Annotated in this window: 8 protein-coding genes; 2 read left to right on the top strand and 6 right to left on the bottom strand. The window is 45.6% G+C overall.

Features of this window, described 5'->3' with window-relative positions:
• Nucleotides 1–167 precede the first annotated feature (167 nt).
• The 6 genes from DX130_RS16880 to DX130_RS16855 form a co-directional block, all read right to left on the bottom strand.
• A complete protein-coding gene (locus tag DX130_RS16880) occupies nucleotides 168–2,150 on the bottom strand; it encodes an AraC family transcriptional regulator (protein ID WP_240644553.1) in 1,983 nt (660 codons plus the stop codon).
• A gap of 887 nt (nucleotides 2,151–3,037) precedes the next feature.
• Nucleotides 3,038–6,538: a stalk domain-containing protein gene (locus DX130_RS16875; protein WP_116047403.1), complete on the bottom strand. Its 3,501-nt coding sequence runs from the start codon at nucleotides 6,536–6,538 to the stop codon at nucleotides 3,038–3,040.
• 5 nt (nucleotides 6,539–6,543) lie between these two features.
• Nucleotides 6,544–7,497, bottom strand: coding sequence for an NAD-dependent epimerase/dehydratase family protein (locus tag DX130_RS16870; RefSeq protein WP_116047402.1), 954 nt, complete (start codon nucleotides 7,495–7,497; stop codon nucleotides 6,544–6,546).
• A gap of 288 nt (nucleotides 7,498–7,785) precedes the next feature.
• Nucleotides 7,786–7,998, bottom strand: a complete 213-nt coding sequence (locus tag DX130_RS16865; RefSeq protein WP_116047400.1) for a cold-shock protein — start codon at nucleotides 7,996–7,998, stop codon at nucleotides 7,786–7,788.
• A gap of 87 nt (nucleotides 7,999–8,085) precedes the next feature.
• Complete coding sequence (locus tag DX130_RS16860) at nucleotides 8,086–8,286, bottom strand: cold-shock protein (protein WP_116047398.1); 201 nt, start codon at nucleotides 8,284–8,286, stop codon at nucleotides 8,086–8,088.
• A 342-nt stretch (nucleotides 8,287–8,628) separates the two neighbouring features.
• Nucleotides 8,629–11,979, bottom strand: a complete 3,351-nt coding sequence (locus tag DX130_RS16855; RefSeq protein WP_116047397.1) for an S-layer homology domain-containing protein — start codon at nucleotides 11,977–11,979, stop codon at nucleotides 8,629–8,631.
• A 249-nt stretch (nucleotides 11,980–12,228) separates the two neighbouring features.
• Between DX130_RS16855 and DX130_RS16850 the strand changes: the two genes are divergently transcribed.
• Together DX130_RS16850 and DX130_RS16845 are read left to right on the top strand one after the other, a co-directional pair.
• Nucleotides 12,229–15,192 carry a histidine kinase gene (locus DX130_RS16850; RefSeq protein ID WP_116047396.1) on the top strand — a complete coding sequence of 988 codons (2,964 nt, stop codon included), beginning with the start codon at nucleotides 12,229–12,231 and terminating at the stop codon, nucleotides 15,190–15,192.
• Nucleotides 15,164–15,934, top strand: a complete 771-nt coding sequence (locus DX130_RS16845; RefSeq protein WP_116047394.1) for a LytR/AlgR family response regulator transcription factor — start codon at nucleotides 15,164–15,166, stop codon at nucleotides 15,932–15,934. Before DX130_RS16850 ends, DX130_RS16845 begins: the two co-directional genes overlap by 29 nt.
• Nucleotides 15,935–16,309: the final 375 nt, after the last annotated feature.

The raw sequence follows: 16,309 nt of genomic DNA, 5'->3' as shown, positions 1-16,309 counted from the left end.
ATTGCCCAATGAGCAAACTTGCACAATGAGCAATATGTGAAACTTATGTGGCAATGGCGTCTGTTCTGGTCATGATTGCTCATGTTGCTCACAAAAACAAAAGCAAACACCTGGGATCACCTCCTGCGATCCTTGGCATTTGCTCTTGTATAAGTTTTCGGTATACTTTATTTTTTGGCGGCTTCAATGATCCACGCGGCCAGACTGTTTATTTGCCCTTCCACCGCAATTGGATCGCGGTACCAGGACTGATTTTCATTCCAAATGAACACTTTTCCATTCCGGACTGCAGGCAGATTGCCCCAAATCGGATCGGCTTGCAAATCCTCCAATGTCGAATATGTCGTCAGAACCAAATAGTCTCCTGTGTATTCGGGCAGCATTTCCAACGAGAATTCATAATAGGAACCATCCAACATATAATCGGGAATGATGGAAGGCGGATTCGCTCCCAACATTTCATACATGATCCGCCCGCCGCGTCCGGCCTTCGGTCCGAATAAAAAAGCCGTGCCATCATATTCCTGCATTACAGACACGGTCTCTCCCTCATCAAGCGCCGCTTGCACCGCATCGCGCAATTCACCGGACTGGCTCTCAAATCGTTCAATCCACTGTTCGGCGGCATCCTGTTTCCCCAGCAAATCACCGAAATATCGCATCTCCTCCTGAATGGACGCAAAGCTGTTGTAAGGCATGGCTACCGTCGGCGCAATTAACGAAAACCTGTCCACCGTTTCCGCCTGAGCCGAATGCGTAACAATTAAATCCGGCTCCAGATCAAGCAGCACTTCCAACGATTCTCCCATTGCGGTTACGCCGTCCAGCATTCCTTCCAAATATGGGCTTTCCATCAGAAGCGATTCGGACCCAATCGGCTTAACGCCAAGCGCCAGCAAAGTTCCCAAGTACGCCGGCGCAGCCACACGCTGCGAAAGCGCAGGCACTTCCACATCGCCATTCGACGCCTTGATGATCCGTGTTTCGACGTTTGCCGATGTCTGCCCCGCATTCACAGCATCCGTTGCGGCGCCGTTGTTGCTCTGAAGCGCTGTGCCATTATTTCCTCCTGTGTTGACCGACGATGCTTGGCAAGCTGATGCTGCCAAGGTCAGACATAATAACGCCGTCGCCAACAGATTTTTTTTACTCATAGCCATATCAATTCCCCCATCCCACTCTAAATGATAATGAATATCATTATTAACATGATACATTGCCGGATGAGGCGCCACAACGGACAAATCTGACCACTTCATTGCACTTTTCGAAACTGCATGACGAAATTGTTTACGGTATTGCCCAGGCGTAATCCCGGTTTGCTTCTTGAACATGCGGCTGAAATAAATCGTGTCCGGGTAGCCGACATAAGTGGCTGCTTCCTGTAACGTAGCTGCAGTCTCGCTCAGCAGCCTTCGCGCCGCGTCCATCCGCATCCGAATGATATAATCAAGCGGACTGCATCCTATCTGTTCCTTGAATTTCCGCGACACATATTGCGGCGTATAATTCAGGTGCTGAGCCAGTTGCTCTACAGAGATCGTCCCACGATAATTCCTCGCCAAATAACGAATGACTTGCTCGGCTAACGACGGGACGCCTATATACTCCATTCGCTCCAGCAATGCTGCATGCGTGAACCGGATGAAATCACCTTTCGCCTTTAACCTTCTCAAGCTCTCACTTTCCCCGAAGCTTGTCCTTATTCCTGTGCCGGGCTGCGAGTCGCTAGCTCTATCCGTCCTTTGCCACTCGGCTAGCATCATTTTGAGCATCCCCAGTAAAATAAGCGGCTCGGAAGGCGCCAGCCCCCAGCATTCCATAAACGGATTGTCAGATTGCAGCATCATATGAAACTCCCTTAAAGCTGAATCCGGCAACGAAGCTTTATACAAGACCATATAGACATCAAGTGTTCCACCGGATTGGACCGTTATCCTCGTCCCCTTGCCAACATGCAGCAGATGGAACCGCTCCGACAGCCACACATGTTCATCTGCCCACATCTCCGCATGTCCATTTGCCGAAAAGATAAACATACTAGCCGGAGCAACATAATTGCGAATTTCGTCGCCCTGACCTATTCGTTTCAAGCGAATATCCAATACCCGAACAATCACTTGATTCCATAAATGAATTTGCTCGCTCATGCTCATATTCTTTGCGCCGCGGCTATTCCCCTACCCGTAGCTGCTCCTTTCATTGCCTTGTACAAATTCACCTGAGTGAATATGATTATCAATATCATTTAATTAACGATAACGAATACGCCATGATACTGTCAAGGAGCCTCTTTGCAGGAACACACTATAGAGGCAATTTAAAAGACTCTGCATCTCTCTAGCTTCGTGAAACAAAGAACCTTCTGCATAAAGCAAATTCATAAGCTATTCATAGGCTTTCGAAAATAAAAATACCATCCTCATGAGGATGGTCAGCCTGTTGAGAAAGTCCCAACACTCAATAGCATGAGAATACCTGCAATGTCCTGACATAACCTGGAGGTGGATCTAGGCGAAGGCAACTGTCACTGGCGTGATTGAGATGGTGCTATCTTTATGAGGTTGGTTGTATCTTTTTAAATCGGTTTTATCGTCTTAATTTGCTTGATGGACTCTCGGGGAAACTCTAAGTCGGTTTCAACGCCTTAATCTCCTTGATGTGCTCTCTGAGGACACTCTAAGTCGGTTTCAACGCCTTAATCTCCTTGATACGCTCTCTAAGGACACTCTAAGTCGGTTTCAACGCCTTAAGTCTGGTAAGAAGCCTATTTTTTATCAAATGAGAGAAATAAAAGTTTGTTACACGTTTCGTGATCAGAGCTTCGTTATTAAAGATTAATGCTCAGCGCTTCGTTCCCAGAGCGGTTTAAATCGATCTTCCTTTGCAAGCGAAGTCCTATTACATAAAAATAAGTGTCGAAAAGTCCAAATGACTTTATCGACACTCTGAGCATCCTCGTGAGGATGGTATTTTTGCTTTCCCGAATGTTAAATATAGTTGGACGATGAGTTCGATTAAACCAGAGGGTTGTTGATCAGTGCAATTCCTCTTCAGGCTGATTAATGATTGGCGGAGTTATGGCAGTCGCTTTGCGCACCTTGCTAGCCGCCCCATCAAAACCTATTACCGTTACAACATAAACGTCGTACTCCTCAACCTGCTCCTCAATCACAACATCATAATGAAACTCCCGGTCCGCTGCAATATCTGCATAATAATAGGCTAGCCAGCTTGGGTCCGGGCTATCGAAGCCTGCAAATATTTGCTCTGCTGTAGGTGCAGCCCCGTTACGCGGTACCACAGCGAAATATACCATACCCGATTGATTCGTTTGCACGAGGACGTTTATCTGTGTATGTTCATCCATTATATCGGCGTACGTCTTGGGATAGCCTTCAGCAAATTCAGACCGTTCTTCCCCCGGAATGTTAACCGTATAGCTAACGGTAAGAATTAGGCTGCTTGTATACCCCGATTTTACGGCAATTGCCTTAACGGTTGTATCTTGCTCAATAACTATTGGCTCTGCATAAAGCGTGCCATTGCTTGCCGCTGGCGTGCTTCCATCCGTTGTATAATAAATGACTGCACCTGGTGTCGAAGTCGTAATCTCAATCGCAGTGTTCAACTCCACACTTCCGCCTTCGATACTTGCCGCCGGCCTTGCTGCTCTTGGCGCAGCCGGAATGGACGGCGCAGAATCCGATGGCGGCGTAAGCACCTGAGGCTGCTGCGCTGCCTCTTGCTGTTGCTTTTGTCTTTCCAAAGCTTGCCGCTGTTCTTCGAATTTCAGTCTTTCGGCTTCCGGAAGCTTCTGCGCAAGCAACTCCGCCGCTCTTTTCGCCGCTTCCTCCTGCTGCTTCTTGTTCTCCTGCTCAAGCCTCTCTTTTTCTTGCTTTAGCTTTTCCAACAAGGAAGCCGCTTGATCGCGTTGTTGCTCACGTTGCTTGTTTTGCTCTGCTTGCTGTCTTTTCATTTTCTCTTCCAGTTGTTTCAGCTTTTCCTGCTGCTGTTTTTGCTCCTCTGTTAATTGAAGCGGAGCGACTTGATCTAAATCGATTTTCGTATCTGATTGCTTGTTGGCTTCATCGATCAAGGCCTGAAAGCGATCCTTGTCCAGTACCCATTGGTCAAGGGCTTGCTTGGCGATATTTGCGAGCAAGTTCTCCAGATTTTTCTGGAATTGTTCAAGCTCGTAAGGAGGCAAATTATACGGGTTGCTTCCAGGGTTAGAACCTGCAGCCCCATTTTTCATTCGTTCCAGCATCGCCGCATTCTCTTGATCGATTTGTTGCTTTTGCTTCAATAACGCTTCAATGACAGCAGGCGACGCTTGATTGATCAGATCTGCCGGATTAATGATTGAAGGGCCATTAGGCTCTGCAGCGGCCGATCCAGGAATTAAGCTTAACTGCTGGGCAGGATATACAGGAACGGGATTCTGAGCGGTTCCGCTGCCGCTGCCCTGGACAAGGCCGCTGCTTACAAAAAGTCTCGAAGCCCCTGTAACCGGATCGATTCCCACCATAAAATGTGTTCCGCGAACATCAGTCATAGCTGTCGGAGTTATTACTTTGAACGTATCCTTAGCATCTGTCAGCGGGGACACACTAGCCACAACCAATCCGCTCCAAAGAACAAAGCTCGTATGCTTGATATGCGAAGCGTTGCTCAAATTGGAAATATACAGCTCTGAGTTTTCGCTGATCGTTATTTCGTCCTTACGATCAGCCGTGATCAATATTGCGCTTGAATTCAATTCAGCGATGATACGATCACCATGATGAAGATTCATTCCATTATAGGCTCTATAGGTGAATGAACCGCCTGCCTGGCTTATCCATACCGTTCCTTTAATCTGGTCAAGTGTTGCTTCTCTCGAATTGCGATCCGCTGGAGGAAGTTTATCGACGGCTTCTGCAATTTCTCTCAAAATAACCGTTTTCGTATTCCGGTCCCATGCTACATCTGCCCCAAACGCCTCACTAAAAAACCTGAGCGGGACATAGGCTCTGCCGGCTTTAATATAAGGGGCAGTCTCCATCTCACGCTGTTCTAGCGCATCCGTCGCAGCTTCTCCAGTCGCAAATACACGACTCCCAACCTGCAATGTAACTCTTAGATCTCCCTTAGTTAATTCAATAGCACGCTCGTTGTCAGCGAATTCAACCTCGTAGCCCAGCCTTTCGCTTAGCGCACTAACGGGAACCATCGTGCGTCCCTGCACAATCTCAGGCTGCGCGTCAAACGGAATAAGCTGATTCTCAAATACAACCTTCACTTGATCATTTTCAGGCAAATCGATCGGAAGCTTGTACCATTCAAGCTTACGAATTTGGTTGTTGTAGCTGTCCGCAATAAGTACATTTCCACCTGGAAGAACGGCTACATCCGTGGGATGATGAAGCAGGTTATGGCCGTTAATGCCGTCCACCTGCCCGAATTGTGCAGGTACACCAGCTATTGTGCTCACTTGACCGTTAACCAGATAACGAATAGTGTGGTTCAAGCTGTCCGCAATGATAAGACCTTGTTCCTCCGATACAGCGATGCCTCTTGGAGAATAAAAGCGTGCCTCTGAGCTGGAACCATCCGCATAACCACCTTCAGCATACAATGCCCCCGGCTTGTATACAGGCTGCTCCCCTTGTGACAATCCTGCTGCCGTCGTTACCGTGCCTTCAGTGAAATCGATATATCGTATAACCTGATTTCCAGTATCGCTTACATACAAGTTGCCCTTGTCGTCTAGTGCAATGCTGGCGGGTTCATTAAACTTAGCTTCCGACAACTTGCCGTCTGCAAAATCGCCTGCAAGAACCGCATAGCCGGCAGTAACCTCAATGATACGATCAGATGGAGCATTAAGGGTAGTTACCTGTCCATCCGGCGTTATCCGGCGAATGGCATGATTCAAGGTATCCGCGACATACAACGTTCCGTTCTCAGCAACAGCGACATCCTTAGGGGAATGGAATCTCGCTCCCGAGCCTGCTCCGTCTTTAGTTCCCAGAATGCCGTCTCCGGCAACAGTTGAAACCATTCCGTCTTTTGAAATTTTTCGAATCACATGATTTTCTGTATCCGCGATATAGACGTTGCCTTCTGAATCCGCAGTCATACCTGATGGATTGTTGAATAGGGCCGTTTGTTGATTCCCGTCATTCCAGCCTCCGCCCGGAATTCCGTTATCATCTTTGTCCAGCATAAAGCCCGCATATGTAGAAACCTGCCCATTCGCAATCTTTCGGACAAGATGGTTTTGGCCATCTGTCACAAGCATAGAACCATCCTTCAATACCGCAATACCTTGCGGAATACGGAAAGAGGCCTCCAGCACCGCTCCATCCCGATCATCAAATTCTCCATTTCCAGCAATGACTGATACACTTGTCAAAATGTTTGGTCTATCTTTGTTAGACCTTAGATCAATCGTCCCATCGCTCTTCCTATTGGTATTCCCCTCCGCTGCAGCATGTGGAATCGCGGTTAAGATTAGCATGGTCATGAGCACATACAGCATTGCTTTCTTCATTGTCCTTACCCCTCTGCTTGTGTTTGATTGGCAGTCCATTCCCGTACAACACCCGGCACACCCTCTACAGCCGTTGGGTATCGAAATTGAAACCCGATTTCCTTCAGCTCTTTGTTCGTGAAATAAGTATGCGCGGTAGCATATTCCGTCAGCACCGGCCCCAGAATCAATTGGCATAGCCATCTTGGAATTACCCTGACCCTCCCCGTCACTTGCAGTTCCTGCTCAATTAGGCGTTTGAACGCTTTGGAGGTCATTGGCATGTTATCACATAAGATATACCGCTCTCCCGCTACGCCGTGTTCGGTTAGATATAGACAAGCGCGTGCAGTGTCCTCCACATGAATGGGTGAAAAATAAGGCTCATACCCTTTCAACGAATACACAGGTTTCCTCTCATATAGCGGCTGGATGTACAATTGCGGCATCCAGGAATCGGGTCCGTATATTTGGGCTGGGAAGGCTGTAACAATCGGCAGCCCGCTCTTTAAATACCGGTCCAGAACATGAACCGATTCGGCGATATAGGGACCCCAGCCTTTCGGCTCACTAATATAATGGCTGTCTCTGGGCACTTTCGAACCTGTATCCCCATAGAAGCTCGTTCCTGCGACGTAGACAATCTTTTTGATGATTGCCGGATTGACATGGTCCAACAGCCTTACCGTCATTTCATAATGACCCTTGCTAAAAGTCGTTGCGACCTTCTTCGTAACCTTCTTCCCCCAAGTAGGAGGCGCTGCAAGATGAATGATATATTCGGCCTGCCGGGCAGCATCCTGCCAGACTCCGTCTGATAGAAGGTCGCCAACAATCGCTTCTACGCCTTTCGCTTCCAACTCTCTGGCTTTTTCTGCGGAACGAGTAAGCACGACTGCTTCTTTTCCCTCTTTTATCACTTCATTCATTAATCGACTGCCTACATATCCGGTACCGCCTGTAATGAAAACTTTACTCACTTTCACACCTTCTCCTCTCAACACAGACTTTTAATCCATATGCAATCACAAGTCACAGTATAGTTGTTTTGAGCGGAGAAAGAGTCATACTAAAGTAGTAGCATCCCAGAAAACGATTTCATTTCAGCCTTCGCTCGGGACATTTCATCCAGGAGATGCCGCTCATACCGGGCATACTACAAAAAAAGCCCGACCTCATGAGGTCGGGCTTTTCATAGTGGAGACGAGGAGAACCAATTCCTGTCTCAAGACAATGCCATATAGGCTTCTACGGGTGTAATCACAGTGTTATTGCTTGGACTGATTAAAACTTGTGTTTTCCAGGATGGCAAGCATTTTCTCGCCTTTCTCCATGAGAGAACTGCATTGAACACACACTGGTTGTGCTAGAAAAACAAAGTTATCACGCGTCCATCCGTTGCACTTTTCATTGGTGCATGACCAAATAGGTGTTAATTCCTGTGGAACATCATCCATTAGTCTCTTCCGTGAATAATACAAGCCGCATCCCCCTCTTTGTCTCCTTGAATAATTGGCGAAAAAAGAGCCCCATCACGATGTCTGGGGCACTGTAACCTACTTTTAAATTTACAGTTTTACAACGTTTTCTGCTTGTGGACCACGGTTGCCTTGAACTACGTTAAATTCAACGCGTTGACCTTCGTCCAACGATTTGAAGCCGTCACCAGTAATTGCGCTGAAATGAACAAATACGTCGTTGCCGCCTTCAACCTCGATAAAACCAAAACCTTTTTCTGCGTTAAACCATTTTACTGTACCTTGTTCCATGATTCATTACCTCCATATTTTCGTATTGATCTCTTATTAAAATTTTGAAAAAAAAATCACACATTATATAAGGTTACACATTAAAATCATAACCCTCTACAATATATGATCTCAGGTCGAAATTCCAATATACTAATTATAACACATTCACCTCTGCCTTACAACTTACTTTCGCCTTTTTCGTTCTTTTATAATCGAATTCCCAAAAACTTCGGATGCGTTCATGATACGAGCTGAACCGTAGCTGTAAAAAAATGAATAGGATATTGGAGAATGGCTGCTCAGTTACATACGCAGCCATTCTCTCATCTATCCCTCAAAGTCCTGTTTCACTCGCTGTACTTATTTCTTCCAGCTTTCAATTCCCGTCTCGAATTGCTCGAATGGATGTGGAATCGAAGCTTCCATAATGTCCCTATAGAACTCATGGTTCTCCGATACATCTGTCCACTTCTGCCCAACCTGGACATCCCATGGCTTGCGGTCCATCAGTTGGTTGAAGATACGAACCACTTCTACTCTTGTGATAGGTTGGTTCGGGTTGAAAGTCTTTTCCTTGAAATCAAATAGCATACCTTGTTTTTCCACTGTTGCAATCGCTTTTTCAGCCCAGTGTCCAGTTACATCATTATAGCTGCTTTTCTGAACAACATCCCATTTGTACAGATTCGTGAGCAATTGAGCAAATTCCGCACGAGTAATCTGTTTCTTCGGTTGGAACTTATTGTCGCCGGTGCCAACCATCCATTTGTTGTTAGTTGCAATTGTGATTGCATCCGCTGCCCAATGTTTCTCGCTCACATCGGAATACGATACTTTATTAGCTTTCGCTGCATCTGTATACAAACGGGACAAAATTGCCGCGACCTCAGAACGAACGATTCCGCGATCCGGTTGGAACGTTCCGTCAGGATAGCCAACCATGAATGGGCTATGGTCGCCTGCCTCTTTCAATTTCGGCTGCGAGGAGAAGCTGAATTTCACGATCGTTTCACCGACATGAATGATTCCATCTTTAATGTAGCTGTCATCTCCGAAACGCTCGTCGCGTTTATCGTTGCGGCTATCAAAAACGATGTATCCATCCCTCTCGCCTAAGAAATAATAATCACCATCTGCGTAAACCATCCAACCGTATTCGCCGTCAGCTGAGCTAATTTGCGGGTTGTGGTTTTGATTTGGTGCAAAATCCGATAACTCAGGCAGATTAACAAGCGTACCAGGCACTCTGCCTTTGGAGCGGTTCAGTTCTGTATCTGCCCAATAAAGTTGCATATTCACACCTGCAACAGGTTGATTGGTAATGACATCGAGGATCGTACCATATGGATCGACCAGATCAACCGACAGATTTGCACTTCCGTTAGCACCTACAGTCAATTTGCCAACAGGACCAGCCAGCTTTTCGCCATTCGGCGCAATAACGTTTAACGACAATTTATATTCGCCAGCTGGAAGGTGAGGAATCGTGAAGCTGCCATCTGGATTCATCGTAACATTCGGCAGATTAAGCTCTTGTCCGTTTGCCGACTTCACTTTGCCTGTAACTTTCAGGTTGTCACCAACCAGCTTTGTGATTTTGTCCTGCACGATTTGACCACCATTGGATTGATCGGATACCGTGACTTTTGTATTCATGGCAGGCGGTTCCTCTACCGTTGGTGCAGGTGGAGAGCTTGGTTTAACTGTCACTACATTAGATACGCCTGCAAATTGGCCCGATTCAACGGACAAGCGAATATGGTACGTTACGCCATTAGTTAATCCCGTTACCGTTGCGCTCGTAGAAGTATCATCCAACGTACCCGTTGTAGTAGCTGGCGTGAAAGTTTCACCGTCTTCAGATTGCTCCACAACAATATTCGTTGCCCCTGTCAAAACCGGGAATTTCAAAGTAACTTGCTTATTGCCTGCAACAGCTTTCAACGTAGTCAATGATTCGGATGGCGAGACTTTAACCACATTGGATGTGCCTGTATAAAAGCCTGATTTCACTACTACTCGGAAATAATAGGTTTCACCATTCGTTAAATCCGTAATGGTTGCGCTTGTTGAATCAGCGTCCAATGTCTCTGCTAGATCTACCGGCGTAAAGTCGACACCATCCAGGGATTGTTCCACGACAATATCGTCCTCTTCTGCATCATTCAGCGGCGGGAAGTTCAGTGTCACCTGACCGTTTCCTGCTGTAGCGGATAGTGTGGTTAAAGGACCTGGAGCTGCCGCTTTAACAAAAACCGTAAACGATTTTTCGCTTGTCAGTCCATCCTTTGTAATAGTCGCTGTTAATGTTACGTAAGTACCGGATTGATCCATAACCGGCCTCGTAACCGTTCCGTCTGGCGAGATGATCGATGGCTGATCAGAGGACCAAACTGTAGTTACATCTTCATCTTCTTGCAGCGTAATATGGCTAGTCACCGTATTTTTATTGTCGCCAGTTTTAAATTTGATATCGGTCTTATTCTCGGCTTTCTCAATGAACAAAATCGCTTCTTTATAATCCGAAATGATTTTCTCTGCAATACGTTCTGCTATTTTTTCAATGATTTCCTCGCTATTTTTTGTGGAATCGACAAGAAATCCGCCCTTAGCAAGGTCTTCGATAAAGCTTTCGCCTTTTTCCTTGTGCCCCGGATCAGATACCCCAATATATTGCGCGCCCTTGTTATTGAGCGAGTCCTTCAAATCAGATTGCTTCGGTCCGCCATCCAAAATGACACTAGGATCGTCGTTAATGTCTACAACATAGCGCAAAGGAGTATTCGTCTCCCAATTGATTTGTTCTGCCGCTTCATCTAGCGTCTTGCTCGAAGTAGAGAAGAGCTTCATATTGTCATACACAAAAATGGAGATAACGCCGCAACCATGAGAATTGTGGCTAACGATAGGACCAAATTCATCTCCGTACACTTTAGGGAGACTTAAATCTTTAATGATTTGCGCCCCATTATCCCACATATTCAGCTTTGTATCCGTTACATTAATTTTGATTGTGTGGTGAGTCGAGGCCCCTTTTGGATAGCTTCCGATTTCGGTAACACCTGTAACCATACTCAAAGCTTTCAATTTCTCATTGTGCAAAGCAATTGCATTCACTTCATTAATCTGATAGACCTTGATAGAACCACTAACATATAAAATAGCGTAGCCGCTTAATTTCTCTTCGCTATCAATCTTCGTATTGAAGAGGAAACCTCCGCCTTCCATGCTATGATAATTCACTTTGGATTCATCCATGTCGAAGGTGATAATTTTTTTGCCAGTAGGACTACCGTTCGTCAGCATAAAATCCTTGTAGGCTGGTGCGGTATAACCATAGAAGGCTAATGTTTTGCCGTTATTTAAAATTTGAACATGATTGTAGTCGCCCGTTTCAATTTCTGGAGTAGTCACAAAAACCCCGTTGTTGATATACCAGCTATCATATCCGGAATGAACATGCGTCGTGTCCGTTACTTCTGCAGGGTTGGCGCTTGCATCCATAATAGATACATATTTAGGATTAACGCCTCCCTCTTGCAGCTTAACTTTAATCGCATCATTTAGCTTGCTTTCAAAATCGTTGGAATTATATACACTAGTTCCGGCATTATAGTAAATCTCTGCTACTGGCGCCAGTGCATGCGCCATCGAGGCATTCATCACAACAAGAATGAAAGCCATTACCATTGCAATCGTTTTTTTCTTCATCTGTTCCACCCATCCTGTAAGATTTAGTAATAACGTCTTGTGTCTTCAATCCCATTCGACAATCTTCTTCGAAGGCAACACCATCCAAAATAAGAATTAGGCACCTTGCAAAAACAAACGCCCTTCCAAATTGTTCAAGTTGCTCCTTACAACATATCAAATACATCTCTCAAAAATCTCTCAACTACAAATGGTAGTTTTTCGAGAGATCTTTAACGTATGATAGTATCCATAGGGGTGTGACTAGACATGAAGAAATGGATTGGCTGCCTGGGAGCGGCATGCGCCTTAATCGCTCTTCTCTATATGATTTTTAGCGACAAAGATACAGGCGCTGTCTCAATCAAAGCTGTAGATGGCGTGCTTGACTTGCGAGAGCTGGCTGATTCTCCCTTTGTATCTCTAGCCGGCGATTGGAAATTCATTGACGAATCCTTTGTCGTTCCAACTGACTTTGCGAAAGATGCGAATAATGTGCCGGTACCAGGTCCCTGGACATCCAATGTGCAGTGGGGATCTTATCAATTAATCGTGCAGCTACCCGATCATTGGTCCGAAATCGGACTTCGTGTTCGAAATATTTGGTCCGCTCATACCCTCTATGTCGATGGCGCAATAATCTCAGAGCAAGGAAAAGTAGCCACGACTAAACAAGAAATGATTTTGGATAACCCTACATATGAGGTGTACTTTAAGCCAGAAGACCGGCAGCTTCTAATCACCGTTCATGTATCCAACTTCTACAACGCAAGAGGCGGCATTGTACTGCCGATCGATATCGGCGATGCCATACATATGAAAGAGGATGTGCAGCGAGATCTTGCTCTGGAATGGGCAGCAGCTTTATGCTTGCTTCTATTTGGCGTATTCCATTTGACCATCTACTTACTACGAACGAAGGATGAGGCCTTCTTATACAGTGGACTGCACTTTCTGCTGTTGGCATTAGTCATTGTGCTGCGCGGGGAACGACTATTGTTGCGCGAATTCCCAACGATACCCTACGAGCTCTACTTTCGTTTGCAAGACACCAGCACCTATTTGACCGGCATTTTGCTGATTGCTTTTATTGTGAACATGATTCCTTCCATTATGAATCGAAAGACATTGTTTCTGCTTTTTCTTCCGGTTCTGACCTATACATGCCTGAATGCCATTCTCCCGGCTAGAACCTTGTCGTCCTTGCAATATGAGTTCTTTTATTACATGGATGTATTATTCCTCATCATTATCTTTCGTTTGTTCTATTTAACGATTAAAAACCGGATTGTTATACGTAGAAACGAAGCTATTATTCTCCTGCTGATGCTTTTATTTCTGGCTCTATTCGCGATAAGCGGTTCGTCGGATAGCTTATTCTTCTCCGGACGCAACAGTATGAACAGAATCGGATTGATCGGCGGGGTTATGGGGATGAACGTTTTCCTCGGCATGCGCCTCATGAATCGAGCGGAGGAATCGGAACAGCTGACCGTTCGACTGCAGAAGGCCAATGATACGAAAGACGATTTCTTGAAGGTTGCTACACAAGATTTGCAGAGACCTCTTCATGATACGGTCCATCTGATCAAGTCCATTACTCGCGAGCCTGATCACCAAAAGCAAGGTGAGCAATTATACTTAGCAGAGCAATTAATAGGCAACATGGTTTATCTACTGAGAGATTTGCACGACTTCACTCGCATACGATTCGATGATTACACCATTCAGCTTAAATCGACCAATCTCCGGATGGTCATGCTTCATGTTCTACAGCTGATGCAGCTTACATTTGCGAAGAAGAAGGTTCATATCAACGAAAATTTATCGAAGCAGCTATATGTGTGGGCGGATGAGCAATGTCTGACTCAGGTTCTAATACGCATGATGACAGAGGTCTCTTACGATACTGCAGAGGATACTCTGACCATTGAATCAAAGCAGATTGGAGAGGAAGCCTTCCTTTATATAACGACAACCCGAAAGTCAACGACACCCATTAGGGATAGACAGCATTCTTCGGGTCTTATGATGACGGAAGAGCTTGTCCGGCAAATGAATGGAAGTATAGCATATGAACGCACGGAACATGGTATCCGCTTCACACTCAAGCTAGCTTTTAGTGAGTTCAAACATCCGGCTACCGCAACAAAATATGAAGACAACATCCAGACCCTCATACCAGCAGAAGAACGAGAGCCAGGGACGCTCCTCATTGTAGATGACGATGTAATGCACGCGGAAGTCATGAAAGGCATGCTGAGCGATACTTACAAAGTGCGAATTGCTTATACGGCTCAAGAGGCGCTTGAATATTATCATAATCACCCGGAGATCGCGATGATGATCATTGATGACATTATCCCAGGCAACCTGAACAGTCTCGAAATGCTACAGCAAATCCGCTTAAAAGCGACTTTGATGGAGCTTCCGATCATTATGATGATTTCTTCCGAATATCCAAGACATATTGAGAAGATCTTTGCTGCGGGCGCTAATGACTATATCATCAAACCTTTCTCGAAAGAGACCTTGATGGCTCGACTGAATGCCGCTGAACAAACGAAGCAGTCTATGCTGAAGGCGATCGAGTATGAGATGGCTTTTCTGCAAACTCAGATCAAACCTCATTTTTTATATAACGCATTAAGCAATATTATTGCTTTCTGTTATACGGATGGAGAGCGTGCCGCTTATCTTCTGACGATGCTCAGTTCATTCCTGCGTTATATATTCGAGACAAGTCGGGATGGGCAATATTCTTCCCTTCAGAAGGAATTGGAGATTATTGAAGCTTATGTAGAGGTAGAGAAAGCTAGATTCGGTGAACGACTAACTTTCGCTTATGACATCGATCCACAAGTTGATGCCGAGAATGTTCTCATTCCTAGCTTGCTCTTGCAGCCTTTGGTGGAAAATGCTATTCGCCATGGTCTGTTCGACAAAGAAGGGTCGGGACATGTTCAGGTTTCGATTTATTCGCACGAATCTTTCTTAAGCATACACGTCGACGATGATGGTGTAGGCATGTCAGCAGAGCAATGCGCTCAATTAATGGGAGGAGGGACTTCTCATGTGGGGATCGGATTTACAAATGTGCGGCGGCGTGTACATGATCTCACACGAGGCAGTCTGGAGATCATCTCCTTACCGGGCAAAGGCACAACCGTTCAACTAAAAATTCCTATTAAGGAGGGCCGAGATCATGTGGAGAGTCATCATCGTAGAGGATGAAAAACCGATTCTGGGGTTGCACGCCAGATTGCTGGAAACCTACGGCCCCTTTCAAGTAGTGGGTTGCTTCGAATCGCCATTCGATGCGCTGCAGGAAATACCAAAGCTGGATGTGGACGCACTCCTGCTCGACATTGAGATGCCGAGAATGACGGGACTTCAACTAGCTCAAACTTTAGTGGAGGATGGTATTGACGTGCCTGTCATTTTCTCGACAGCTCACCAGCAATATGCCGTACAGGCTTTTCGTGTACAAGCACTGGATTATATTTTAAAGCCGATGACCCCCAATACGGTTAGGCAGTTAGATGAACGCCTTCAGAAATATTATGGGCAGAAACAGAAGCCGATCAGTAAGAAGGAGCTTTACGTCCAGCTTTATGGAGAAGCATATGCTAAGCATGGAGGTCACCTCATCAAGTGGCCTACTCGTATCACAGAGGAGCTGTTCTACTACTTTCTGCTTCATGAATATAAATTGTGCTTGAAGTGGAGAATCATCGATGATCTTTGGCCTAATGTGGAAGAAAAACGAGCGCTCCCCAATCTATACAATACGATATACCGCATGCGCCAACTATTCATGGAACTGGATATGCCCATCGTAATCGACCGAATCAATGATGGCTACATGATGAACACCAATAGCAGTATCGTAATCGAACCTAAAGAAAAACCGGACGCGCTCCTTCTGGAGACCAAAGGTTATTTGTGGGCTTATCGGTTGGAGTCGATTATTTAGCTGATATGAAATATGTATCTTAGGGTTGTCTCTGCTCTCTTCGGGTTTGATAGGCTTCAAACCGTCGTCCCATATACTTAAGAAACCCGACCGGATCCGGTCGGGTTTCTTAAGTATATGGGGACCTCTAATCATGCTACCTTCACTCCAATAAGATCCTAATTGTAAAATATATTCTTATATCTAGATCACCTTGATGTTATCCATATTGTAAAGCCCAATACGCGAGCGCCGTTATAGACATAAATAGTGCTCGAAAAATCTATCGTCATTCACTTCCAGAGATAGTAGAAGAGATGCCTTGTATTATAACGATGTTGAAGAGTGAAAAATAAAACTAGCAGAGGAGATATCGACACTTTCATAATCGTAGAG

The sequence above is a fragment of the Paenibacillus paeoniae genome, assembly GCF_003388735.1.
Taxonomy (GTDB): domain Bacteria; phylum Bacillota; class Bacilli; order Paenibacillales; family Paenibacillaceae; genus Pristimantibacillus; species Pristimantibacillus paeoniae.
The sequence above is the reverse complement of the archived record's forward strand: the minus strand, read 5'-3'. Positions and strand labels throughout refer to the sequence as shown.

Coding starts and splice junctions, on each gene's coding strand:
- DX130_RS16845 (WP_116047394.1), top strand. CDS start 15,164: ATGTGGAGAGTCATCATCGTAGAGGATGAAAAACCGATTCTGGGGTTG.
- DX130_RS16880 (WP_240644553.1), bottom strand. CDS start 2,150: ATGAGCGAGCAAATTCATTTATGGAATCAAGTGATTGTTCGGGTATTG.
- DX130_RS16860 (WP_116047398.1), bottom strand. CDS start 8,286: ATGGAACAAGGTACAGTAAAATGGTTTAACGCAGAAAAAGGTTTTGGT.
- DX130_RS16875 (WP_116047403.1), bottom strand. CDS start 6,538: ATGAAGAAAGCAATGCTGTATGTGCTCATGACCATGCTAATCTTAACC.
- DX130_RS16855 (WP_116047397.1), bottom strand. CDS start 11,979: ATGAAGAAAAAAACGATTGCAATGGTAATGGCTTTCATTCTTGTTGTG.
- DX130_RS16850 (WP_116047396.1), top strand. CDS start 12,229: ATGAAGAAATGGATTGGCTGCCTGGGAGCGGCATGCGCCTTAATCGCT.